Source organism: Sphingorhabdus sp. (assembly GCF_044374345.1).
Lineage (GTDB): Bacteria > Pseudomonadota > Alphaproteobacteria > Sphingomonadales > Sphingomonadaceae > Sphingorhabdus_B.
In genome coordinates, this window is sequence record NZ_JBILOS010000003.1 from 16,359 (window position 1) to 40,078 (window position 23,720).

The 23,720-nt window shown below is 56.7% G+C and carries 22 protein-coding genes; 16 read left to right on the plus strand and 6 right to left on the minus strand.

Going from position 1 to position 23,720, the window contains the following annotated elements:
* Nucleotides 1-23: 23 nt before the first annotated feature.
* Nucleotides 24-536, plus strand: a complete 513-nt coding sequence (locus ACIQ5B_RS00630; RefSeq protein ID WP_397597322.1) for a thiamine phosphate synthase — start codon at nucleotides 24-26, stop codon at nucleotides 534-536.
* Here ACIQ5B_RS00630 and ACIQ5B_RS00635 read toward each other — a convergent pair.
* Nucleotides 533-1,282: a hypothetical protein gene (locus tag ACIQ5B_RS00635; RefSeq protein ID WP_397597323.1), complete on the minus strand. Its 750-nt coding sequence runs from the start codon at nucleotides 1,280-1,282 to the stop codon at nucleotides 533-535. The two genes, ACIQ5B_RS00630 and ACIQ5B_RS00635, sit on opposite strands and share 4 nt — an antisense overlap.
* A 258-nt stretch (nucleotides 1,283-1,540) precedes the next feature.
* Between ACIQ5B_RS00635 and ACIQ5B_RS00640 the strand changes: the two genes are divergently transcribed.
* The 6 genes from ACIQ5B_RS00640 (at nucleotide 1,541) to ACIQ5B_RS00665 (ending at nucleotide 8,596) form a co-directional block, all read left to right on the plus strand.
* Nucleotides 1,541-1,984 (plus strand): DUF3576 domain-containing protein, encoded by a 444-nt coding sequence (locus ACIQ5B_RS00640; RefSeq protein ID WP_397597324.1) that lies wholly within the window; start codon nucleotides 1,541-1,543, stop codon nucleotides 1,982-1,984.
* Between the two features lie 5 nt (nucleotides 1,985-1,989).
* Nucleotides 1,990-4,515, plus strand: a complete 2,526-nt coding sequence (gene leuS / locus ACIQ5B_RS00645; protein WP_397597325.1) for a leucine--tRNA ligase — start codon at nucleotides 1,990-1,992, stop codon at nucleotides 4,513-4,515.
* Nucleotides 4,512-5,000 carry an LPS assembly lipoprotein LptE gene (lptE, locus tag ACIQ5B_RS00650; protein ID WP_397597326.1) on the plus strand — a complete coding sequence of 163 codons (489 nt, stop codon included), beginning with the start codon at nucleotides 4,512-4,514 and terminating at the stop codon, nucleotides 4,998-5,000. The genes leuS and lptE overlap by 4 nt, the downstream gene beginning before the upstream one ends.
* A complete protein-coding gene (holA, locus tag ACIQ5B_RS00655; RefSeq protein ID WP_397597327.1) occupies nucleotides 4,997-6,019 on the plus strand; it encodes a DNA polymerase III subunit delta in 1,023 nt (340 codons plus the stop codon). The genes lptE and holA overlap by 4 nt, the downstream gene beginning before the upstream one ends.
* Before the next feature lie 102 nt (nucleotides 6,020-6,121).
* On the plus strand, nucleotides 6,122-6,514 hold the full coding sequence (gene msrB, locus ACIQ5B_RS00660) for a peptide-methionine (R)-S-oxide reductase MsrB (RefSeq protein ID WP_397597328.1): 393 nt from the start codon (nucleotides 6,122-6,124) through the stop codon (nucleotides 6,512-6,514).
* A gap of 45 nt (nucleotides 6,515-6,559) precedes the next feature.
* A complete protein-coding gene (locus ACIQ5B_RS00665; protein WP_397597329.1) occupies nucleotides 6,560-8,596 on the plus strand; it encodes a transglycosylase domain-containing protein in 2,037 nt (678 codons plus the stop codon).
* Nucleotides 8,597-8,652: 56 nt separating this feature from the next.
* Here the strand turns inward: ACIQ5B_RS00665 and ribA are convergent, their stop codons facing one another.
* The 4 genes from ribA to ACIQ5B_RS00685 form a co-directional block, all read right to left on the minus strand.
* Nucleotides 8,653-9,717, minus strand: a complete 1,065-nt coding sequence (gene ribA, locus ACIQ5B_RS00670; RefSeq protein ID WP_397597330.1) for a GTP cyclohydrolase II — start codon at nucleotides 9,715-9,717, stop codon at nucleotides 8,653-8,655.
* On the minus strand, nucleotides 9,714-10,520 hold the full coding sequence (gene xth, locus ACIQ5B_RS00675) for an exodeoxyribonuclease III (protein WP_395635522.1): 807 nt from the start codon (nucleotides 10,518-10,520) through the stop codon (nucleotides 9,714-9,716). Before xth ends, ribA begins: the two co-directional genes overlap by 4 nt.
* Nucleotides 10,521-10,806: 286 nt before the next feature.
* Nucleotides 10,807-11,430 carry an outer membrane lipoprotein carrier protein LolA gene (locus tag ACIQ5B_RS00680; protein WP_397597331.1) on the minus strand — a complete coding sequence of 208 codons (624 nt, stop codon included), beginning with the start codon at nucleotides 11,428-11,430 and terminating at the stop codon, nucleotides 10,807-10,809.
* Between the two features lie 64 nt (nucleotides 11,431-11,494).
* Complete coding sequence (locus tag ACIQ5B_RS00685) at nucleotides 11,495-13,762, minus strand: DNA translocase FtsK 4TM domain-containing protein (protein WP_397597332.1); 2,268 nt, start codon at nucleotides 13,760-13,762, stop codon at nucleotides 11,495-11,497.
* A gap of 222 nt (nucleotides 13,763-13,984) precedes the next feature.
* Between ACIQ5B_RS00685 and ACIQ5B_RS00690 the strand changes: the two genes are divergently transcribed.
* A complete protein-coding gene (locus ACIQ5B_RS00690) occupies nucleotides 13,985-15,208 on the plus strand; it encodes an FAD-dependent monooxygenase (RefSeq protein ID WP_397597333.1) in 1,224 nt (407 codons plus the stop codon).
* Between the two features lie 7 nt (nucleotides 15,209-15,215).
* On the opposite strand, the gene ACIQ5B_RS00695 is transcribed toward ACIQ5B_RS00690, so the two are convergent.
* On the minus strand, nucleotides 15,216-15,884 hold the full coding sequence (locus ACIQ5B_RS00695) for an OmpA family protein (RefSeq protein WP_395629352.1): 669 nt from the start codon (nucleotides 15,882-15,884) through the stop codon (nucleotides 15,216-15,218).
* A gap of 147 nt (nucleotides 15,885-16,031) precedes the next feature.
* Between ACIQ5B_RS00695 and ACIQ5B_RS00700 the strand changes: the two genes are divergently transcribed.
* The 8 genes from ACIQ5B_RS00700 (at nucleotide 16,032) to ACIQ5B_RS00735 (ending at nucleotide 23,689) form a co-directional block, all read left to right on the plus strand.
* Nucleotides 16,032-17,369 carry a hemolysin family protein gene (locus ACIQ5B_RS00700; RefSeq protein ID WP_397597334.1) on the plus strand — a complete coding sequence of 446 codons (1,338 nt, stop codon included), beginning with the start codon at nucleotides 16,032-16,034 and terminating at the stop codon, nucleotides 17,367-17,369.
* Nucleotides 17,370-17,440: 71 nt separating this feature from the next.
* On the plus strand, nucleotides 17,441-18,220 hold the full coding sequence (locus ACIQ5B_RS00705; RefSeq protein WP_324479136.1) for a succinate dehydrogenase iron-sulfur subunit: 780 nt from the start codon (nucleotides 17,441-17,443) through the stop codon (nucleotides 18,218-18,220).
* Nucleotides 18,221-18,235: 15 nt separating this feature from the next.
* Nucleotides 18,236-18,688: a PaaI family thioesterase gene (locus tag ACIQ5B_RS00710; protein WP_397597335.1), complete on the plus strand. Its 453-nt coding sequence runs from the start codon at nucleotides 18,236-18,238 to the stop codon at nucleotides 18,686-18,688.
* Entirely contained in the window at nucleotides 18,685-19,803 is a 1,119-nt protein-coding gene (gene zapE / locus ACIQ5B_RS00715; protein ID WP_397597336.1) for a cell division protein ZapE, read from the plus strand. Before ACIQ5B_RS00710 ends, zapE begins: the two co-directional genes overlap by 4 nt.
* Before the next feature lie 23 nt (nucleotides 19,804-19,826).
* The gene (locus tag ACIQ5B_RS00720; RefSeq protein WP_397597337.1) at nucleotides 19,827-21,218 is read left to right on the plus strand and encodes a M20/M25/M40 family metallo-hydrolase; all 1,392 of its coding nucleotides are present in this window, start codon (nucleotides 19,827-19,829) and stop codon (nucleotides 21,216-21,218) included.
* A gap of 147 nt (nucleotides 21,219-21,365) precedes the next feature.
* The gene (gene mdh / locus ACIQ5B_RS00725) at nucleotides 21,366-22,328 is read left to right on the plus strand and encodes a malate dehydrogenase (RefSeq protein ID WP_397597338.1); all 963 of its coding nucleotides are present in this window, start codon (nucleotides 21,366-21,368) and stop codon (nucleotides 22,326-22,328) included.
* Nucleotides 22,329-22,355: 27 nt separating this feature from the next.
* A complete protein-coding gene (gene sucD / locus ACIQ5B_RS00730) occupies nucleotides 22,356-23,240 on the plus strand; it encodes a succinate--CoA ligase subunit alpha (RefSeq protein ID WP_183942353.1) in 885 nt (294 codons plus the stop codon).
* Nucleotides 23,241-23,398: 158 nt separating this feature from the next.
* Complete coding sequence (locus ACIQ5B_RS00735) at nucleotides 23,399-23,689, plus strand: GIY-YIG nuclease family protein (RefSeq protein WP_397597339.1); 291 nt, start codon at nucleotides 23,399-23,401, stop codon at nucleotides 23,687-23,689.
* The last annotated feature ends 31 nt before the right edge of the window (nucleotides 23,690-23,720 follow it).

Here is a 23,720-nt window from a genome sequence, read left to right on the forward strand (position 1 = left end):
ACCCCCTGCCGAAGATCTGGCTGATGACCGACGAACGTCTGGGGGATGATCTGTTGCCCGCCATTCAACGGCTTCCCGCACGATCGGGCGTCATCTTCCGACATTATCATTTGGACGCGGCGGCGCGAAAATTTCTGTTCGGGCAGGTCATGCGCATGTGTCGGCGGCGCGGGCATATCCTGCTGCTGGCGGGGGACGAGCGGACGGCGATGCGTTGGCGCGCCGATGGGTTTCACCAAAGAAGCCCTCGTGCGTCGCGATTGCTGCACAGTGCGCCCGTCCATGATGCACGTGAAATTGCGGGCGTACAGGCAGCGCGCCCAGAACTGTTGTTCCTATCGCCTATTTTCGCAACAAACAGTCACCCCGGCGCGCGACCGCTGGGGCCATTAGCATTTAACCGGCTCGCAAAGCTGGTGTCATCCAGCCGCATCATCGCCCTTGGCGGAATGAACCGCCGAAACGCACAGATGCTTTCGCCGCGGTTGATCCACGGTTGGGCGGCGATTGATGCTTTTAAGAAAAGGACCGCTTAGAAGCGGATTTTGGTTCCGACATAGACAGCTTCGCTGTCCTTGCGGTTGTCAGCCAACGGAATGACGCGGTCATTTTCGCTGGCGTAACGAACACCTGCGGTCACGTCGATTTTACGGCTGATGGAGAAGCTCCCGCCCACATCAAGCCTGTAATCGCCCGACGCTGCGCTGCCGCGTGCTGGCGGTGCCAATTCGCGGCTCTGGTCCAATTTGATATTGGTGCTGAACTTGCTTGGCTTGCGTGCGGTTTCATCCAGCGAGAAGCTGCTTTTTCCAAGTTCGCTCAAAGGTGTCTTGGCTGCGTAACGTTGTGCGGCAGGCAATGCAAAGCCTTGCCAGCCCTTTGATGCTGTCAAACGATAGTCCACCGCCGAAAGGCGAAGACCCTTGCCTGCACCGACTTCGCTGGATGCCAGCGCATTGCGGATAGAAACGGCACCAGCGGTCAAACGGGAATTTGCGCGCGCAGCGACGGTGATTGTGCGGCTGGCACCCGCGTTTGCGGGCGTAAATGGAAAACGCGCATTGGGTTCAATGCGTGCCGCAGAAAATTTCTGTGCCAAAATGCTGTCACCACCCGCAGGCGTGAACATGGAAATCCAGCTTGGTCCAGCCGATGGCTCTTGCGAAAAAGCCTTTGCAGCAAAAGCAGGAACAACAAGGGGCGACGCCGCGAGCGAACCCATTGCTAGCAATGCTGCCGCAATCGTCGCGTATTTCCGCTTATATGCCCGCTTTACGTCCATGATATTCGCTTACCTACTCTCCTGTCTTTAGTGGGTATACGCATGCTTTTGGCGATTCAAAAGGGGCCTATCCCATTTATCCTTCGAATAACGTGATTTTTGTCCGAATGTTGCATGATGTCCACAATCACTTAGCTGGCACATAGCTGGCCGAAGATGAGCGCAGCATTAATTGCGCGCCGTTCAGCAGCCAGAAAGCTTGCTCCGGACAGCAAGCCGCTATAGAGGTTTCAGATATTCATAGTTCAAGGACATTTTATGCGCACCACCCGCTTGGCACTCATTATTGCGACCGGCAGCCTGTTAAGCTTGGGGCTGCTGTCCGGCTGTGGCGGGAGGGAGCGTCCCAAGGCGGATCTCGCGGCCAGCCAGGTCACCACAATCGGCGTAAACAGCTATCTTTGGCGCGCGTCGCTTGATGCCTTGTCCTTCATGCCTTTGCTGCAAACCGACTCGTCGGGCGGCGTCATTGTCACCGACTGGTATGTGAACCCGCAAAGCCCCGGCGAGCGCGTTAAGCTGACCATTTCGATCCTTGATCAGGATTTGCGCGCCGACGCCTTGCGCGTCGCCGGCAGCCGCGAAGTTTTGCAAAATGACCAGTGGGTCGCAGCGCCGCTGCGTGCCGCAACCGTTCAAAAGCTTGAGGCGGTCATTCTTACCAAGGCACGTGACCTTCGCCGGTCTTCCATCACCGGATAATTGTTATGACGAATGTTGAGCGTTTTAACCCGCACGTCGCCGACGCGCGGTGGCAAAAGATTTGGGAAGAACGCAGCAGCTTTGTTGCGGACGATAACTCGACAAAGCCACGCGCCTATGTCCTGGAAATGTTTCCCTATCCATCGGGCCGCATCCATATTGGCCATGTGCGCAACTACACCATGGGTGACGTGTTAGCGCGGTATAAGCGCATGACCGGACATGAAGTGCTGCACCCCATGGGTTGGGACGCCTTTGGCATGCCTGCGGAAAATGCGGCGATGGAGAAAAAGGTCCACCCCGGCAGCTGGACGCGCGACAATATTGCGAACATGAAAGCGCAGCTGAAACGGCTTGGCTTTGCGATTGACTGGACCCGCGAACTCGCAACATGTGAACCTGAATATTACGGCCATGAACAGGCCTTGTTCCTGAAGCTGTATGCCGCCGGGCTCGTCTACCGCAAAGAGTCCGCCGTGAACTGGGACCCTGTCGACATGACAGTGCTCGCCAATGAGCAAGTGATCGACGGCAAAGGCTGGCGATCGGGTGCGCCTGTTGAGCGCCGCAAGCTGAGCCAGTGGTTTTTGAAAATTACCGACTTTGCCGAAGAATTGCTCGTTGGCCTTGGGTCGCTTGACCAGTGGCCCGACAAGGTGCGGTTGATGCAGGAAAACTGGATTGGCAAATCGCAGGGCCTGAAATGCCGGTTCCGCTTTCCGGGCGGTGACGACGGCATTGATGTATTTACAACGCGTCCCGACACCATGTTCGGCGCGAGCTTCATTGCCATTGCCGCCGACCATCCGGTCGCGCAAAAGCTGGCGGCCAACGCGCCTGATTTGCAGGACTTTATTGCGGAATGCCGCAAAGGCGGAACGACAGCGGCTGACATTGAAACCGCTGAAAAGCTTGGCTTCAATACAGGGCTTACCGTCGAGCACCCGCTGGATCCAAGCTGGCATTTGCCCGTTTATGTCGCCAATTTCGTCTTGATGGATTACGGCACGGGTGCGGTCTTTGGCTGCCCGGCACATGACCAACGCGACCTTGATTTCGCGCGCAAATATCATTTGCCCGTTACCCGCGTCGTGGCCGATGGGGATGTGACCGACAGCCATTTTGAAGGAAATGTCGCCTACACCAACCCCGGCGTCATCGTGAATTCGCACTGGATGAACGGTATGACCGTTGATCAGGCGAAAGCGGATGTGATCGCAAAGGCCGAGAAAGAAGGCTGGGGCCAAGGCCAAACGCAATATCGCCTCCGCGACTGGGGCGTTTCGCGCCAGCGTTATTGGGGCACGCCAATCCCGATCATCCATTGTCAGGCATGTGGCGCAGTCCCCGTGCCGGATAACCAGCTGCCTGTAAAATTGCCCGAAGACGTCAGCTTTGACATCCCCGGTAACCCGCTGGATCGTCACCCGACCTGGAGCAAGGTCGACTGCCCCAAATGCCATCAAGAGGCGCGCCGCGAAACCGATACGCTCGACACTTTCGTCGATTCCAGCTGGTACTTCATCCGCTTTGCAAGCCAACCGCATGACAAGCCCTTTGACCGTGCGGCGGCGGAAAAATGGCTGCCGGTTGACCAATATATTGGCGGTGTCGAGCACGCGATTTTGCATTTGCTATACGCCCGTTTCTGGACGCGTGCGCTCAGCCATATCGGCATGATCGACGTGAAAGAGCCGTTTGCCTCGCTGTTTACGCAAGGCATGGTGACGCACCAAACCTATCAGGATGCCAATGGAATATGGCTGAGCCCTGATCAGGTGCGTCGTGAAGGTGACATCTGGACCATCATCGACAGCGGTGCCCCTGCGGTCGCAGGTCGCATCGAAAAGATGTCGAAATCCAAAAAGAATGTCGTCGATCCCGACGATATTGTCGACCAATATGGCGCCGATGCCGTGCGCTGGTTCATGCTGTCCGACAGCCCGCCCGAACGCGATCTGGAATGGTCCGAAGCGGGGATTGAGGGTTGCTGGCGCTTTGTGCAGCGCCTGTGGCGTCTGACAAGTCAGGTCAGCGGCGCCGAAGGTGTCGACAAGGCGCTGGACCGCAAAACGCACCAGATCATTGCCGGCGTCGGTGCGGACATTGAAGCGCTCGCGTTCAACAAAGCGGTCGCAAAAATCTACGACCTTGCCAATGCCATTGAAAAGGCAGCGCCTTCGGCAAGCCGCGATACCGCGATCCGTACGATCGTCACATTGTCTGCGCCAATGGTTCCGCATTTGGCCGAAGAAGCATGGACGCAGCTTGGCGCAGCATCAGGCGGTGGCCTTATCGCCGACGCACCTTGGCCGCAGGTCAACCCTGACCTGCTGGTCGAAGACGAAGTGACCATCGCCATTCAGGTGAAGGGCAAGCTGCGTGATACGCTGACCGTTGCAAAGGGACTGCCCCAGGCCGAAGTGGAGGCGCTTGCGCTTGCCAGCCAAAAGGTTCAGCATGCGATTGACGGTGCCGATATCCGGAAAATCATCGTCGTGCCCGATAGGTTGGTCAACATCGTCCTATGAACCGTTTCATCGCCCCTATCTTGCTTACCTTGATGCTGTCCGCATGCGGGTTGCAGCCTTTATACAGCGGTGGATCAAAAGGCGCGGTGGCAACAACGCTGGGTTCCGTATCGGTCGCGACAATCGAAGGCAAAAGTGGTTGGTTGATGCGCAATGCCTTAACCGACCGCCTTGGCGCTCAAGACAGCAACGTGGCCCAATTCCGCTTGGTCGTCACACTTGATGACCGGATTGAAGGCTTTGGCGTGCGTGCCGACGATACGGTCACGCGTGAACGGCGCACATTGCGCGCACGCTATCAACTGATCTCCGTCGCTACCGGTGAAACGGTGCTTGATGCAACCGCGGGATCTGACGCGGGCATCGATGTCGCCGGTTCGGAATATGCCACCATCGCTGGCGAAAACAGCGCGCTGGAAAATCTGACGCAGAAGGTTGCGGATCAGATTGTCACCCGGCTTTCGATCTACGCCCGCGGCGAATGAGCAACGCCAAAGAACGCAGCTTTATAAGTGCCATTGGCACACGTCCCGAGATTCGGCTGTTTTTCATTTTCGGACAGGATGAATCGGCGGCGGCCGACATCGCATCGCAAATGTCCGCCGCGCTGACGGGTTCGGAACGGATCGATATCGACAGCGACCGTATTCGCAATGACCCCGCGCTTCTGGCGGACGAGGCGTCGGCGCTTTCGCTATTCGGCGACAAGCGGCACATCCGGCTGAACTTCCGGCGCGAAGAAGGCGTTGCTGCCGTCGAAAATCTGCTCGCCCTTGAAGGCGACGCCAATCCGGTCATCGCGACCGCCGGCAATCTGACCAAGGCCAGCAAGTTACGGAAGCTTGTCGAAGGCCACCCCCGCGCGATGGTGCATATATGTTACATGCCCGAGGAAGGCGATGCCGCAGCCGCGGTGATGGCGTACGCAGCCACGATGGGGCTGAAGATTGACCGACCACTGGCCGCGCGGATCGCGCGCTACACGGGTCAGGACCGGAAACTGGCGCAGGCTGAAATCGAAAAGCTGTCCTTATATTATGATTCATCGCCGCAACGTCCCGCGACGGTTGAAGTCCCCATATTCGAGGCCTTGTCCGCGGAAACGGGCGAGGAAAATATCAATGGCCTGATCCATCAGGTCATGGGCGGCGATTTGCGCGGGACGGGGCGTGAACTTGTCGCCGCGCGTGACATGGGGGTAGATGCCATCCGCATCATCCGCGCGATGCAGCGGCGGGTAACGTTGCTCGCGGCTATGCGCGCAAAGGTCGACAATGGTTCGAACCCCGGCGCCGTTGTCAAAGCGACCCGGTCAATATTCTGGAAAGACGCCGACAGCTACGCACAACAACTTGCGCGCTGGCCATCGGTGCGGCTTGCGGGGTTGAACAGCCATCTGCTTGAGGTGGAATCCAAGCTTATGCATGTCCGCGATGGACTGGCTGATACGATCTTGGAAGAAGAGCTTGTCCGCATTGCGCGTGCCGCATCGCGCCGCGGCTGATTACTGATATTGCTGGGTAATGGGTGGGAAAATATCTGTTAAGCCGGCCTCTTGAACCCGATGGCAAACAGGCCCACATCCGCAGCAACGAAAGGCCGTTTCATGGAAAAAATTATCAAATCCGACGCCCAATGGCGCGCAGAATTGGACCCCATCCAATATCATGTCCTGCGGGAGGCGGGAACAGAGCGGGCCTTTGCGGGCAAATTGACCGATGAAAAACGCGAAGGCGCGTTTCGCTGCGCCGGATGCGGCACGACGTTGTTTGCATCTGACACCAAATTTGACAGCGGTTCGGGTTGGCCAAGCTTTACCGCGCCCGCAGACGGTGAAGCCATTGATGAGCATATCGATGTTTCGCACGGCATGGTCCGTACCGAGGTGCGATGTGCGGCATGTGAAGGGCATTTGGGACATGTGTTCCCCGATGGTCCGGGGCCAACCGGACTGCGTTACTGCATCAACAGCGCAGCGCTGACATTCGACCCCGAATAAGAACACGCTTGTCGGCGAGTCCGCGACCGATTAACACCCTGCACAATGGCACGCCCGCGCAAAATTTCGAAAGAACGTCGCCCAATGGGAACGTGGATTTTACGTATCATCAAAGCCGGCGTTATCGCGGCACTGCTCGGCGTCATGGTGTTGGGCATTTTTGTCGCCATTGCCCGCGGCGAAATCGACAGCTTTGAAGATTTAAAGGCATCGCCCAACGGCCAGATGATCCGCGTACGTGCTGCCGATGGCACCGTTATCCAATCGCTTGGACCAAGTTTCGGCCGATGGCTGGACATTGATCAGCTGCCATCTGAAATGAAGGACGCAATGGTCGCAGTGGAAGACCGGCGCTTTTATATCCATCCGGGTGTAGACCCTATTGGGATCACGCGGTCGCTTTACGTGCGTGCAATTGACGGACGCTGGACCCAAGGTGGCTCAACAATCACGCAGCAGCTGGCCCGCAACATTTACCTGAACAGCAACAAGGAATTCGGACGCAAAATCCGCGAGGTCATTCTTGCGCTGGCGATGGAAACGAAATTCTCGAAGGACCAGATACTCGAATTATATCTAAACAAAGTCTATTTCGGCGGCGGTGCTTATGGCGTTGATGCGGCGAGCCGCAAATTCTTCGATCATGGTGCGGAAAATCTGAGCCTCGCCGAAGCCGCCATCATTGCGGGCCTTGTAAAGGCGCCATCGCATTATTCACCAACAGCAGATGCACAGGCTGCGATTGACCGCGCCACGGTGGTGGTCGGAGTCATGCAGGATGCCGGAATGATTTCCGCTGCCGAGGCTACACAAGTAAAGCCGGCGGACGTGAAAATGGCGAAACAGCAACCGCAAGACAGCGTGCGTTATTTCACCGATTGGGTTTTGCCACAATTGGACGGCCTGATTGACGAAACCGAAAAACCCATTGATGTGTGGACCACGCTTGACCTGAAAATGCAACGCGCGGCAACGGCAGCGATAGCGGCCAACGTACCGCGCGGTGCGCAAGGTGCGCTGGTGTCCATTGACCGCGATGGCGCAGTTAAAGCTATGGTTGGCGGCACCGATTATGTGACCAGCAATTATAACCGCGCTGTAACAGCAGTCCGGCAACCAGGTTCAGCTTGGAAATTGTTCGTCTACCTGGCCGCGTTGGAAGCCGGCCTCCGTCCCGAAGACATGGTTGAGGATAAACCCGTTGAAATCGAAGGCTGGCAACCCAAAAACAGCAACGGCCAGTATGCCGGTGAAATTTCACTGCGGACGGCATTTGCTTATTCGAAAAACACTGTTGCCGCACAATTGGGGCAAGAGGTTGGCACCAGCAGCATTGCCAACATGGCACGCCGTTTTGGCATAACGACACCCATCAACACGCAGCCGTCGATGGTGCTGGGGACATCGGAAACCCGCGTTATCGACATGACGCAGGCTTTTGCGTCCGTGGGCTCCAATGGCCGCAGCATTACGCCTTATGGCATCTCCAAAGTCACCGCCATTGATGGCGAGATTTTATATTCGGCAAAGCCTGCCCGATCCGTGCAATTGGTGGAGGATTGGGTCGCAGGTGCCATGACGGACCTCATGCAGACGGCGGTTGCAACCGGCACAGGCCGGGCCGCCAATATCGGCCGTCCTGTCGCGGGAAAGACCGGCACCACGAGCAGCAACAAGGACGGCTGGTTCCTTGGCTTTTCAAGTGGTTTGACAACCGGCGTCTGGATGGGCCGCGATGATGCGCGTTCGATCGGCGGCTTGGAAGGCGGCCGAGCGCCAGCGCAAGCTTGGGCCGCCTATATGCGGGTTGCAGTATCCGGCCGACCCGTGGAAAATTTTGCGACCGAAGTAACCTTCCCCGAACAATTGGAAGGCGAAGATTTCCTGCTTGGCGAAGGGGAAGAGGGAATGCTGTTCGACGAAAACGGTATGCCGATTGAGGGCGACCCTGCTTTTGGCGATCCCGGCGCAATGCCGGCGACTGACCCGGAACCTTTGGATGACGCATTTATCGAGCGCGCTATCGGGCGCCGGGAACCCAGATCGTCGCGCGACGAAGCGGGCGTTCGCGAACCGCAATAAGGTTCGGTCCTCGAGGGTCCGGACATCAGAAACTGGCTGCAATTTGCGGCGTGCAGCTAAAGCGCGTGACCCGTGCGGCTCTTTTTCGTTTCAAGATAATGCGCATTATGCGGGTTCGCCGCGATTTTTAGCGGCAGTCGCTCTTCGACAGATATGCCTGCGGACCTCAGGCCTTCAACCTTTTCAGGATTGTTCGTGAGCAACCGGACGTTGGATATGCCAAGCAGTTCCAGCATACGGGCCGCGACCGAAAAATCGCGCGCATCAATGGCAAAGCCCAATCGAGTATTGGCATCGACGGTATCAAATCCCTGATCCTGAAGCGCATAGGCACGCAGCTTGTTGATCAGGCCGATGCCACGGCCTTCCTGACGCAAGTATAAAAGTATGCCCCAATTGGCGTCGGAGATTTGGTGTAACGCCTCGTGCAATTGCGGGCCACAATCGCACTTCAGGCTGCCCAAGACATCACCCGTCAGGCACTCGCTATGCAACCGGACAACAGGCGGCGTGCCATCGCGTTTGCCGATGAGCAAAGCGACATGGTCTGACGCGTCCACGTCCGTTCGAAATGCGACAATTTCAGCATCGACATTTGCAGCAACCGGCAACCGTGCGCGCGCCGCAATGTGCAACGCCCCGCTATCGTCAAACGCAGCGACATCCTGCGGGGATACAGTCGCGGACGCACGTTCCGAATCCGGCAACACCAAAAAAGCGGGGAGCAGTCCAGCAAGCCGCGCAAGCTCAATGGCTGCTGCTGCAGCAGGTCCATCGGCGAGCGCCAATGCTTCAAACGGGCCCTTCATCGGGTAACGCAAATCGAGCGTTGGATCCGCCACCGCCAATGCCAGGTTGATATCAAGGTCCGCTGGCGCCTTTATCATCACCGGCAAAGCGGTATCGGCCGCGGCGCGCTGGTTCATGAGTTTCAATGTCGCCGCCCGGCTCGCGGAAAGCAGGATGGCCTGCGCACCTGCAACGTCGCGCGCGGTCTCAATCGGCAAAAGGCAAAGGGCTTGGCCGAGATGTTCGACATTGATGGCCCAGCCACGACGCAGCGCGTCAATGGCCAGCGCCGCACGGCGGGCATCGCCCTCAATTGCGGGGGCACCGTTCAAAAGGCAAATTCCGTAACGATGGGCGCATGGTCAGATGGCTTACCCCATCCGCGCACATGCTTATGCACCACATGCGACTTGGCCTTCTCCTTCAAGTCAGGGGTCACCCACATATGGTCAAGCCGGCGGCCACGATCCGATGTCTCCCAATCCTGCGCGCGGTAGCTCCACCATGTGTACAGCTTCTTCGACGGTTCGACAAAATGCCGCGCGACATCGACCCAGTCCGCGGCTTCCTTAATCGCGGCCAAATGTTCGCATTCAATTTTTGTGTGGCTGACGACATTGACGAGCTGCTTATGGCTCCAAACATCATGCTCAAGCGGCGCAACGTTGAAATCACCCGTCAATATGGTCGGGCTGGTGACCGCACGCGACCACTCGGTCATGCGCGAGAGGAACCCAAGCTTTTGTCCGAATTTCGAATTCACTTCGCTGTCGGGAACTTCGCCGCCAGCCGGAATATAGACATTGTCGATCCGCACACCCTTTGCGGCGTCGACATTCAGCTCCGCACCCACATGCCGCGCTTCGCCATTCGCCTGCCAATCTTCAACGCGGCGGTTGATTAAAGGCAGCTTGCTGACAATCGCGACACCGTGATGCATCGGCTGGCCATTCAAAACCATGTGGCGATAGCCAAGCTGCCGAAACAATCCTTCGGGGAAAAGGCTGTCGATGACTTTGGTTTCCTGCAGGCACAGGACGTCGGGCGCTTCTTCTTTCAGATAGCGTTCGACAATGTCGATGCGGGCGCGAACCGAATTGATATTCCACGAGGCGATACGGATGGTCTGAGACATAAGAATATGGCCCTATATGCCAGAAGCGGCAGGGGCAAGTCGGTGAAGCGAAATCCATGCCAAAAAAGCAAAGCCCTCATCCCGGGGGCATTTGGGATGAGGGCTAAGCTTGCGTTCGTCACGCGGGTATCAGCGACGATTTAATGTCGTGGGCAACAGGGGGAAAACCACACGAACTCTCAATCGCTGACCATCAAATTATAGGATGACTTTCCTGTCGTTGAGATGAACGAAACCGTTCAGCTCGGCAGCTTGTCGGTCATCAGCATCGGTTCGTCGACCGATTTTAAGATTTCCGTCGGACGGGCCGTGGGTCTTTCCATGAAAATGCGCTGTCGGCGATGGCGCCATTATAGGTAACGTTGCTGAGCCGGATGCTTGTGCGATTGTTTTTGGAATCAAGCGCAACCCATCCGTTCAGCGTCAATCCACCCGGCGCGCCGGGCTTGTTGACGAATATCATTGTAATGGTGCCATATTCAGGGCGCTTCGGGTCGCGAACTTCGACGCTGATGACATCATCGGTTGATGTCGGGACCAGTTTGCCAAAGCGCGCCAAATCCTTGCCCGGGTCAAGCAACGCGGCGAGCGGGCTGTTACGGATTGGCCAGCGCTGCACTTGTTTGACTTCATAATCGACCATGGTCAGCGCGCGTCCATCGGCAACGATCAACAACGGCACATCTTTTTGATATTCAAAACGCACATGGCCGGGACGCTTGAGCAAAAGCTTGCCCGTTACAGCCCCGCCGTTGCGATCCGTCTGGGTGAAGTTGGCCGTCATTGTGCCCACCGTCTTCATATGCTGGGTCACGCGCGCCATGCGATCCGCCTGCGATTGCGCATTCGACGGCGCGACCGCGATCAAGGCAACGGGCGCGAGCATTAAGACGTAATTTCGAAAGGTCATTCTGGTTTCCTTGGGAGGGGTTCAATCGCGGCTAGGGCAACCGCCTTGAACGCCGTCTTAACGTCTACAGCGGCTCGCCGGTCCGGTCACGCAGCACTTCGCGGCGGCCAATGTGGTTCGGCGCGGTGATGAAGCCGTCTTCTTCCATACGATCAATCAACCGAGCTGCGCTGTTATAACCAATCCGCAGCTGACGCTGAATCCAGCTCGTCGATGCCTTTTGGCTTTCAAACACGATCTGGCACGCCTTGCGATATTGCGCGTCTTCTTCATTGTCATCGCCGCCCATTCCGCCAAAGTCGAAACCGCCGTCTTCGGGTTCTTCGGTCACCGCCTGAATATATTCGGGCTGCCCCTGGCCGCGCCAATGGTCGGCCACGCGGCGGACTTCATCATCGGAAACAAACGGACCGTGAATACGCGTCAGCCCGCGACCGCCCGCCATATAGAGCATGTCGCCCTTGCCCAGCAGCTGTTCGGCACCCTGTTCACCCAAAATCGTACGGCTATCGATTTTCGAGGTCACATGGAAAGAAATACGCGTCGGCAAGTTCGCCTTGATAACGCCGGTGATAACATCAACCGATGGCCGCTGCGTCGCCATGATGAGGTGAATACCTGCAGCACGTGCCTTTTGCGCAAGGCGTTGAATGAGGAATTCGACTTCCTTACCAGCGGTCATCATCAGGTCGGCGAGCTCGTCCACGATGATGACGATCTGCGGCATTGGCTCATAGGCCAAGCTTTCTTCCTCATATTGCGGCTGGCCGGTCATCGGGTCATAGCCAATTTGCACCTTACGGCCCAATGGCGCACCCTTTGCCTTTGCCCCGCGGACTTTTTCGTTGAAGTTTGCAAGGTTGCGCACGCCCAGCGATGACATCATCCGGTAGCGTTCTTCCATCTGCTCAACCGCCCATTTGAGCGCGCGAATGGCTTTGGCAGGCTCGGTGACGACGGGGGACAACAGATGCGGAATATCGTCATAGCTGCTCAATTCAAGCATCTTGGGATCGATCATGATCATACGGCACTGGTCCGGCGTCAAACGATAGAGCAACGACAATATCATACAGTTTAGGCCGACCGATTTACCTGAACCGGTTGTCCCTGCGACCAACAAATGCGGCATCGGGGCGAGATCGGCGATGACGGGATCGCCGGAGATATTCTTACCCAAAATTATCGGCAAAGCGCCCTTTTGATCGGCAAAGGCGTCTGATCCGACCATTTCCTGAAACACCACGGCTTCGCGATGGGCGTTGGGCAGCTCAATACCCATGACGGTGCGGCCCGGTATCGTCGAAACACGCGCGGACAAGGCGGACATGTTGCGCGCAATATCTTCTGCCAGCTGGATAACGCGGCTGGATTTGATACCCGCTGCAGGCTCCAACTCATACATCGTGACCACGGGTCCCGGACGCACCGCAACAATCTGTCCCTTAACGTGAAAGTCATCCAACACCGATTCCAGCAAGCGCGCATTTGCTTCGAGCGCAGTTTTGTCGAGCTTTGGCACCGAAATGGCAGACGGCGGATCAAGCAGATCAAGCGACGGCAAAACAAAGCTGCCAAAGAAATCGCCCTGCCGCGCACCGGTTGAGAACGCCGCTTTTTTCGGCGCCAGCGTGCGGTCTTCGATCACGGGGGGCTTGCGTAGTTCAGGCTCGACAGCCTTACGCGGCGGCTTGGGCTCGATAATTTGGGCAACATCCGAATCGTCTGCGTCAAAGGCACCCAGATCGTTTTTCAGCCCTGAAAATTTAGGCATGGCCAATGAAGGGATGCGGAACAGCGGGCGCTCAAGCTCAAGCGCGCGAATAACCAACGCTACCCCGCCACTTAAGCTGCCCAAAATCAGCAGAACCCGCAATATAGTGCCGAGCACCCCCTGAATTTGACCAACAAGTGCGACGGCGGCATTTGCCAACAGCAAATTAATCGCGCCGCCCCATCCAGCGGGCAAGCCGATGTCGCTGCCGTGCTGCCAATAGGCCATGCCAAACCCGATCAGCAGCATGCCGCACAGGCATAATGTAAGCTGCCGTTTCCACTGCGGCTGCGGGACTGCGCGCCACAAGCGTCGTGCGAACACCAGCATCAGCGGGAACAGGAAAATGGCAGGAACGCCAAATAGAAACAGCATGATGTCGGACACATAGGCGCCGCTTTGGCCCATCCAGTTGTGCTGCACATCTGCAGCCGCGCTATTGAACGCCGCATCGCCGGCCGAATAGCTAAGCACCGCAAAGCCATAAAATACCGCAAACAGGCCAAGCACAGCCGCGCCAAACAAGGTGCTGCTGCGGATCAGCGACGCGCGCATCATATTCCGCCAATTGGCCATGTTCGTTTTTGACGTAAATTTAGAAATGCGCGAGGCCATGATTATAATGCCATATATGGGTGGCCGCCAACGGCCGAACGCCCCCTTTTCGCTGTCGCTGGACTCGCCGTCAAGTATTACAGGTTGAAGATTGCTGCCAACGTGGATGGGCTACGGTCAAAATCCTCCTTTGAGTCCGCCCATCTGTTGCGGCATAGGGGCAATATGAATCACAAAGCAGACGTCATCATTATCGGCGGCGGGCTCATCGGGCTTACGCAAGCATTGGCATTGGCTGCACATGGCATCACCAGCCATGTCATTGACCGCGCCGATCAGGCGAGCATGCTGCAAGCCGGCTTTGACGGCCGCACCTTTGCCATATCGAGCTCTAGCTATAAACTGTTCGAAGCCATTGGACTGGGCGACGCATTGGCCGGAAAAGGCTGCCCGATTGAAAAGATTTGGGTGAGCGATAGCTTAAAGCCCGGATCACTGGATTTCGCACCAGCCGAAGATGACGGCTTCTTGGGCCAAATGTTTGAAAGCCGCTTCTTGCGCAGCGTGTTGTACAATGCGGCGCTCGAAAGCGACGCGATCCAGTTGCACATGCCCGCCAACATCACCCACAAATCACAGGATTCAGGTCGCGCCTCCGTGCATCTCGACGACGGCAAAGTTTTGACCGCTGATCTGATGATTGTCGCGGAAGGTCGGCAAAGCCAGACTCGCGAGGAAATGGGAATCAATATTGCGCACTGGCAATATGACCATAGCGCCATGGTCGGTGCGATCTTCCACGAACATTCCCACAACAACATTGCCTATGAGATTTTTTATCCGTCAGGCCCATTTGCCGTCTTGCCCATGTTGGATGCGGACGACGGGCGGCATCGTTCAGCGATCGTCTGGTCGGTCGATGCCGCAGATGCGCCGGGATATATGAAATTGTCGCCGCGTGGATATGCGGCGGAGCTGGAAAAGGCGATGGGCGGAATATTGGGTGCAGTTGAGATCGCCGCGCCTTTATCGTCGTACAAACTTGGGTTCCACCATGCAGCCAACATCACGGCGGAACGGCTGGTGCTCATCGGCGACAGCGCACATGGCATTCACCCGATCGCGGGTCAGGGGCTCAACCTTGGGCTGCGCGACGTTGCGGCGTTAACCGAAGTATTGGTCGACGGGATGCGGCTTGGTCTTGATTTTGGCGATGCGCAGTTGCTCGATCGCTATAGCCGGTGGCGCAGCATTGATACGTTGCTGATCGCGGTATCGACCGATGGCTTGAACCGCCTTTTTTCTATTCCCGGGAAAGCCGCGTCGGCGGTCCGGCGTTTCGGAATGGCCATGGTGCAACGCGCTGCCCCGGCCAAGGCATTTTTCATGGCCGAGGCGCGGGGCGAAAGCGGCGCGCTGCCCAAATTGCTTCAGGGTGTTGCCGTCTAAATTCGCATTATCCTTGGGTCACGGGCACAAGACGGATTTCGACACGACGGTTCGCCGCGCGACCTGCCTCATCCAGATTGCTCGCCTTTGGCTGGCTCTCACCATAGCCACGCGTTGCAAGACGCGCGGACTGAACGCCGCGCGAGGTTAGATAGCTTGCAACAGCCGACGCACGGCGTTCCGATAACGACTGGTTATAGGCATCCGACCCTGTGGAATCGGTATGGCCCATGACGTCAACATAGGTTTTTTCATATTGCGTCAGCGTCGATGCAACCTGATCCAGCGTATTGCGGAAACCCGCATCGATATTCGCGCTATCGAGGCCAAAGGTCACTTCGGAAGGCATATCGAGAACAAGATTGTCGCCATCGCGAATAACGTTGATGCCCGTGCCCGCAGTTTGCTGACGCAGCTTTCTTTCTTGTTCGTCCATATAATAGCCAACACCCGCACCGGCCAAAGCGCCAATACCCGCGCCGACAATCTTTTCCGTGCGATCGCTGCGGCCGCCAATAAGGTCGCCAAGCAAATATCCACCCAATGCGCCGCCAACGCCACCAAGCGCAGTCTTCGAAATCGTGCGCTGGCCCGTTTCCGGATCGGTCACACATGCCGATAGCGGCAGCATAGCGGCCATAAGCGACAGCGTTATCAATTGATTCTTCTTCATCATTTTCCCTTTCAGCTTGGATGCCCCATAAGCGACACCCATGATGAACCTGCGATTATCATTGGCTGGGTTGCATCCGTTGATTATAACAGATTTTGCGGCATTTTGTTGCCAAAGCGCTGGCGTTGGCACTATGGGAAGCAGGTCCCTATGGAACCTCTTCATCCTTTCCCGTGGTTTGATGCCGCAACGATATTGGCTCTCATTGCCCTGAACGGCGTGTTTGCCATGTCTGAACTCGCCATCGTTTCGGCGCGCACAGCGAAACTAAAGGCCATGGCGGAAGACGGAAAGCGCGGCGCAGCGGCCGCCCTTCGGTTGGGACGAGACCCGGGCAAGTTTTTATCCACCGTGCAAATCGGCATCACGCTCATTGGTATTATCGCGGGTGCTTATTCTGGATCGACGCTGGGCGGGCCAGTGGCCGAACGCATCGCACTTTTGGGCATAGACAAGGAATGGTCGGAAACTTTGGGTTTCGGGCTTGTCATCAGCATCACGACTTACGCATCCTTGGTGGTCGGCGAACTGGTCCCCAAGCAATTTGCGCTCATTGCGCCCGAAAGAATCGCCGTCACCATGGCGGGCCCAATGGAGATGCTGGCACGCGTGACCGCACCGATTGTCTGGACCCTTGATAAATCCAGCGCGACCATATTCCGTGCACTCGGGCTTCGCCGCGACACCCGTGACGCACTGAGCGCCGAGGAACTGCGTATGGTGTTCGCCGAAGCCACCCATGCAGGCATCATTGAAGAGCATGAACATAAGGTCATTGCAGGCGTTGTACGGCTGGCTGACCGTCCAGTGCGTGAGGTCATGACGCCACGTACGGATGTCGACCGTATTGCAGCCGACGCATCTGAAGATGATGTCCGCGATTCGCTGTTAAATTCGCTGCACACGCGGCTACCCGTCACCGGCGAAGATGGTGACGATATCATCGGTGTTGTCCAATCACGCGATATTGTTGCTGCCCAGATTCGCGGCGAAAGTCTGGATATCCGCAGCTTGATGCGTCGCGCCGAAATCATCCCCGATCAACTTGACGCCATGGATGCACTTGAAATCCTGCGTTCGTCCGATGTGCCGATGCTGCTGGTCCATGATGAATATGGCCATTTTGAAGGAATCGTCACGCCCAACGACCTTTTGGCGGCGATTGCGGGCGAGTTTGCATCGGATCAGGCGCAAGGCAGCGCGCCGAACATCATCACATTGGACGATGGATCGATGCTCGTCTCGGGCGCCATGTCCGCCGACGCAATGGCAGACGCGCTATCGATTGATTTGCCTGAAGACCGCGATTATGCGACCGCTGCGGGCCATGTCCTGCATATCTTGCGGCACTTGCCCGTAGAGGGCGAATCCTTCCGCGACCAAGGTTGGCATTTTGAAGTTGTGGATATGGATGGCCGCAAAATCGACAAGCTGCGCGTCCGACTTGCAGAAAAAGCAACCCGAACAGACGCAGTTGAGGGCTTGTGATTGCACAAACGCTTGGTTAGGGCGTTCGGCAGATATGGAATTACACGTCACGACGACAGCAGGATATTGATATGGCCGATTTCTTCCTCCCAAAGAACAGCAAGGTCCAAAAGGGCACTGTTCACGCCGCGAAAACCGACGGGAAAGTCAAGAAATTCAAGGTGTATCGTTACGATCCCGACAGTGGCGAAAACCCGCGTTACGACACTTTTGAAGTCGATACCGAAACCTGCGGCCCAATGGTCCTCGACGCATTGATCAAGATGAAGGGCGAGCAGGATTCGTCGCTGACATTCCGCCGTTCATGCCGCGAAGGCATTTGTGGTTCATGCTCGATGAACATCGACGGCAAAAATGGCCTCGCGTGCACCACGGCAATTGAAGATTGCAAAAGCGAAGTCACACTGACGCCGCTGCCGCATATGGAAGTTATCAAGGACCTGGTTCCTGACTTCACCCATTTTTATGCGCAATATGCGTCGATCAAGCCATGGCTGCAAACGGTTACGCCTGAACCATCGGGCAAAGAGCGCCTTCAGTCGCCGGAAGACCGCGCAAAGCTCGATGGTCTGTATGAGTGCATCTTGTGCGCATGCTGCTCGACAAGCTGCCCGTCTTATTGGTGGAACAGCGACAAGTTTTTGGGCCCAGCCATCTTGCTTCAGGCCTATCGTTGGTTGGCTGATAGCCGTGACGAAATGACCGGTGAGCGTTTGGATGAGTTGGAAGATCCATTCCGTCTGTATCGCTGCCACACGATCATGAACTGCGCGAATGCATGCCCCAAGGGTCTGAACCCTGCAAAGGCCATTGCGGAAACCAAGAAGATGGTTGCCGAACGCCACCTTTAATTTACGGGACGGCAGTTGGACACACCCGCTTTTGATAGCAGTCCGGATCCGGACAATCCTGGTTGGCTAAACTGGCAGATGACCGATGCCACGCGCTATAATGGCACGGTCCTCGGTAAAATGCTGGTGCGCAGCGAAGGGCATCATAAAGCACGCCTTCGCATGTTTCCCGAACACCGGCACAGCAACTTGCGCGACGCGGTGCATGGCGGCGTCACGCTGGGTTTTATTGACGTGGCCATGTTTGGCGCATCGCGGATGTTTGGCCTGATTGAGGCGGGCGCTGCCGTTACGCTTGACCTATCGGTGCAGTTCATTGGCGCTGGAGTAATCGGCGAAGCACTTGAGGCTGAGGTCGAACTTTTAAAAGAAACGGGTCGCCTGCTGTTCATGCGCGGCGTTGTCTCGCAAGGCGAGTCCCGCGTCGCCGCGTTTTCAGGGACGATCCGAAAACCCAGTCAGAAATGATGCCCGCCTCGGTCACGGATCGGCACGCAGCCCTTGTCAGTGCAGGCGAATTGAAGCCTGATGCTGATCAAGCCAAGGCCGTTTTGGCGCTGGCGAAAGTGCAAACAGAGCTTGAGGCCGTGCCGCCCCGCGGAAGCACAATGTGGCGTTTCTTGGGACGCAAGCCGGACCCCGCGCGCGGGCTATATTTATGGGGCGGTGTTGGGCGCGGAAAATCCATGCTCATGGACCTGTTTTTTGACAGCGTGCAGATACAGCGGAAACGTCGTGCCCATTTCCATGAATTCATGCTGGATATCCACGCGCGGCTAAAGGTTGAGCGCGAAAAAGAGAAAGGCGATCCTATTCCGCCCGTGGTCGCGGCACTTGCGGATGAAGCCCGGCTGCTCTGTTTTGACGAAATGGTCGTCAACAACATGGCCGATGCAGCGATCATGTCTCGGCTGTTCACAGGATTGATTGCCGCAGGCGTCACGGTTGTCACAACATCGAACCGACGACCCGATGACCTGTATAAGGATGGCCTCAACCGCCAGCTGTTTTTACCGTTCATCGCGTTGATCAAAGACAGGCTTGATATTTTTGCGCTCGATGGCCCGACAGACTATCGGCGCGACCGTCTGGGCAATGCCAAAACCTGGCTCGTACCCAATGGTGCCGAGGCGACGGCGGCATTATCGGAAACATTTTTCCGGATGACGGATTACCCGCCCGAGGACCGCGCACATGTCCCCTCGTTAGAACTCGACGTGGGCGGCGGTCGGACACTGCATGTGCCAAAGGCGCTGAAGGGCGTTGCCGTTTTCTCGTTCAAGCGTCTTTGCGCGGAGGCGCGCGGTGCCTCTGACTATCTGGCTATTGCGCGACGGTTCCACACCGTTTTGATGGTGGGCATTCCCGTGCTTGGGCCGCACAACCGCAATGAAGCGGCGCGATTTGTGACGCTGATCGATGCGTTGTACGAATATCGCGTAAAGTTTTTGGCGAGCGCAGATGCCGGCCCTGACCAGCTTTACCCAATGGGCGACGGGCGTTTTGAATTTGACCGTACCGTATCGCGGCTGATGGAAATGCAGTCGGAAGATTATCTGGCGGAAGGCCACGGCGCGCGCTAGCATTGCATAAAGGGAGAGAAAAGATGATCGGACGGAGCACGTTTTTATTGGCAGGCATTTTGGCCCTGACGACCGCTGCACATGCGCAAACAGCTGCATCGAAAATAGCATCGGAACGTGCGCTCTTTGCAAAGATCGTCGAAATTCCCACCGTTGAGGGGCAGCCTGCCGAATTCAAAAAGCTGACCACATTATTGGCAGCCGAGTTCCGAAAGGCTGGCATCACCAACGTGATCATCAAGGATCATGACAATACCCAGACAATGATTGTCCGTTGGCCCGCAGCAAAGCCGTCGGGCAAAAAGCCGATTTTGCTGATGGCGCACATGGATGTCGTCGCCGCCAAAGCAAGCGATTGGAAATATCCGCCATTTAAGTTTCGGGAAGAAGGCGGCTATTATCTGGGTCGCGGGTCAAACGACAATAAGGCGGCCTTGACCGGTATCGTCCTTGCCCTGCAATATTTGCGCGCAGAAAAGTTTGAACCGACGCGCGATATCATTGTGCTGTTTACCGGCGATGAAGAGACGATCGGCAACGGTGCGCGGCGCGCGGCAACCGAATGGCGCGACCTTATTGACGCCGAATATGCGCTCAATGGCGATGCTGGCGGCGGGTCGGTTTTCCCTGATGGCCGCGTTGAAGGCTTCGGCATTCAGATTGCGGAGAAAACCTACGCCGATTTCCGGCTGACCGCGGTGAACCGTGGCGGGCACAGCAGCGTGCCGCGTCCCGACAATGCGATTTATGCGCTGGCCAATGCGCTCACCGCAGTGGAGCGGCATCGCTTTCCAGCCATGATTAACGATGCCACACGCGCCAGCTTCGAGATGCTGGCAAAAGGCGATAGTGGCCAATTTGGCGAGCTATTGCGCAGATATCTTGCCGATCCCCAAGATCGCGAAACCGCCGATCTATTGGAAGCGATGGACCCCGGAAGCACGCGCACGCGCTGTGTTGCAACGATGTTGTCTGGTGGTCACGCACCAAATGCCTTGCCCCAAAAGGCCGAAGCCAATGTGAACTGCCGCATTTTTCCCGGCGTTAAAACAGAGGATGTCCGCCAGCAATTGCAAGCCCTTTCAGGACCGGATGTCACGGTATCGGCCGCCGAAGGATCGCAAACACCCGAAACCGCACCATCACCGATGCGCGATGACATAGTCCAAGCCTATCGGGCTGCTGTCGCAACCCGCTTTCCCAACGCGCCCGTTCTGCCATTCCAGTCGGCAGGCGCTACCGACGGCGCGTTTTTACGTGCCGCTGGCATTCCCGTTTATGGATTTGGTGGCCTTTGGAGCATCGTCGGACAGAAAGAGGGCGCGCATGGCCTGGATGAACGCGTCTGGGCCGAAGGATTTCATGGCCAAGTGCCCATCTGGATGGAAATGTTGCGGCGGGTGGCTGGTAACTGACAGCGTGCTCTTCGCCCGCTATCGCTATTGCGAACTGTTATCATAAAAAGCCTTAACTTTGGGCCTTTATTGGGTTGTTATCCACAGCGATTCGGCGTAACGACGCCGCAATTCCGCTAAAAAGCCCTAAGGGAAGGACAGTTTTGTATGGCTCGCAAAAAAATTGCGCTTATTGGCGCCGGTAATATCGGCGGCACGCTTGCTCACCTCGCAGCATTGAAAGGCCTCGGCGACATCGTCTTGTTCGACGTTGTTGAAGGTATTCCCCAGGGCAAGGCGCTTGACCTGTCGCAATGCGGTCCCGTCGAAGGCTTCGATGCCAAGATTACGGGCACCAATGATTATGCCGACATTGCTGGCGCCGACGTGATCATCGTCACCGCCGGTGTTGCGCGCAAGCCCGGCATGAGCCGCGATGATTTGCTTGGCATCAACCTAAAGGTCATGAAGGCCGTAGGCGAAGGCATTGCCGCGAACGCGCCAAACGCATTCGTCATCTGCATCACCAACCCGCTCGACGCGATGGTCTGGGCGCTGCGCGAATTCTCCGGCCTGCCGCACCACATGGTTGTCGGCATGGCAGGCGTTCTCGACTCGGCCCGTTTCAGCCACTTCCTTGCGGACGAATTCAATGTGTCGGTAAAAGACGTCACAAGCTTCGTGCTTGGCGGTCATGGCGACACGATGGTGCCCGTCATTCAATATTCGACCGTATCGGGCATTCCGGTTCCAGACCTTATCAAAATGGGCTTTTCGACTCAGGAGCGCATTGACGCAATCGTGCAGCGCACGCGCAGCGGCGGTGGTGAAATCGTTGGTCTGCTTAAAACGGGCTCTGCGTTCTACGCGCCGGCAACAAGCGGTATCGCGATGGCCGAAGCTTATTTGAACGACCAAAAGCGCGTTCTTCCAGCCGCGGTGCATCTGACCGGCCAATATGGCGTCGACAATCTATATGTCGGTGTACCTGTCGTCATTGGCGCAGGCGGCGTTGAAAAGGTCGTCGAAATCGCCCTTGATGACGAAGCCAAGGGCAACCTCGCGGTTAGCGTCGATGCGGTCAAAGAACTGCTTGTCGCATGTAAGGCAATTGATTCCTCGCTGAACTAAGCGAACCCCAGAATTTAGGAGACGTATGTGAGCATCCTTATCAACAAAAACACCAAGGTCATCACGCAAGGTATGACGGGTGCCACCGGCACATTCCATACCGAGCAGGCGCTTGCTTATGGCACGCAGATGGTTGGCGGGGTTACCCCCGGCAAGGGCGGAACAACGCATATCGGCCTGCCAATGTTTGACACGGTGCTTGAGGCCAAGCAAACAACGGGCGCGGATGCGTCGGTTGTGTATGTGCCGCCACCCTTTGCGGCTGATTCAATCCTTGAAGCCATTGACGCGGAAATCCCGTTGATCGTTTGCATAACTGAGGGCATTCCTGTGCTCGACATGGTCAAGGTGAAGCGCGCATTGTCGGGTTCGAAATCGCGCCTGATTGGTCCAAACTGCCCTGGCGTTCTGACACCCAATGAATGCAAAATCGGCATCATGCCCGGCAGCATCTTCTCCGCAGGTTCGGTCGGCGTGGTTTCACGTTCTGGCACGCTCACCTATGAAGCCGTGTTCCAGACCACAGCTGAAGGCCTTGGCCAGACCACTGCGGTTGGCATTGGCGGTGACCCCGTCAACGGCACCAACTTCATCGATTGCCTTGAACTGTTCCTTGCCGATGATGCGACCAAGTCCATCATCATGATCGGTGAAATCGGCGGCAGCGCAGAAGAAGAAGCTGCACAGTTCCTGATCGACGAAGCCAAGAAGGGCCGCAAAAAGCCAATGGCTGGTTTCATCGCCGGACGCACCGCACCTCCCGGACGCCGTATGGGCCATGCTGGCGCCATCGTATCGGGCGGCAAGGGTGACGCAGAAAGCAAGATCGCAGCAATGGAAGCCGCCGGCATCCGCGTATCGCCGTCACCATCATTGCTCGGCAAGACATTGGTCGAAGTGCTGAAGGGTTGAGGTTTGGGCGTTTCATAAACGCGTTGGAATCCAGCCGTCGCTGGAACACACAATTTTGTGTTCCCCGGCGCAGGCCGGGGTCCAGCCGTGAATGGAACGTCGATTGTCTTGGTTCTGGACCCCAGCCTTCGCTGGGGAACACATTGGTCAACTAAAAGATGGATCAGCCGGGTTATGTTTACATCATGGCCAACAAACGAAACGGCACGATCTATCTTGGAGTGACAAGTAACTTGCAGCAGCGGTGCTTTCAGCATCGCAATGGTTTGATTGACGGCTTTACCAAACAATATGGGTGCAAACTTCTCGTTTGGTATCAGCGGTTCGAAAATCTGCATGATGCGCGGCGGCGCGAAGTGCAGATGAAAAGTTGGAAGCGGCTTTGGAAGCTGCGTGAGATCGAACAGATGAACCCCAACTGGGCGGATCTGTACGAGACATTAGTTTGATGTTGGACCCCGGCGTTCGCTTGGGCACACG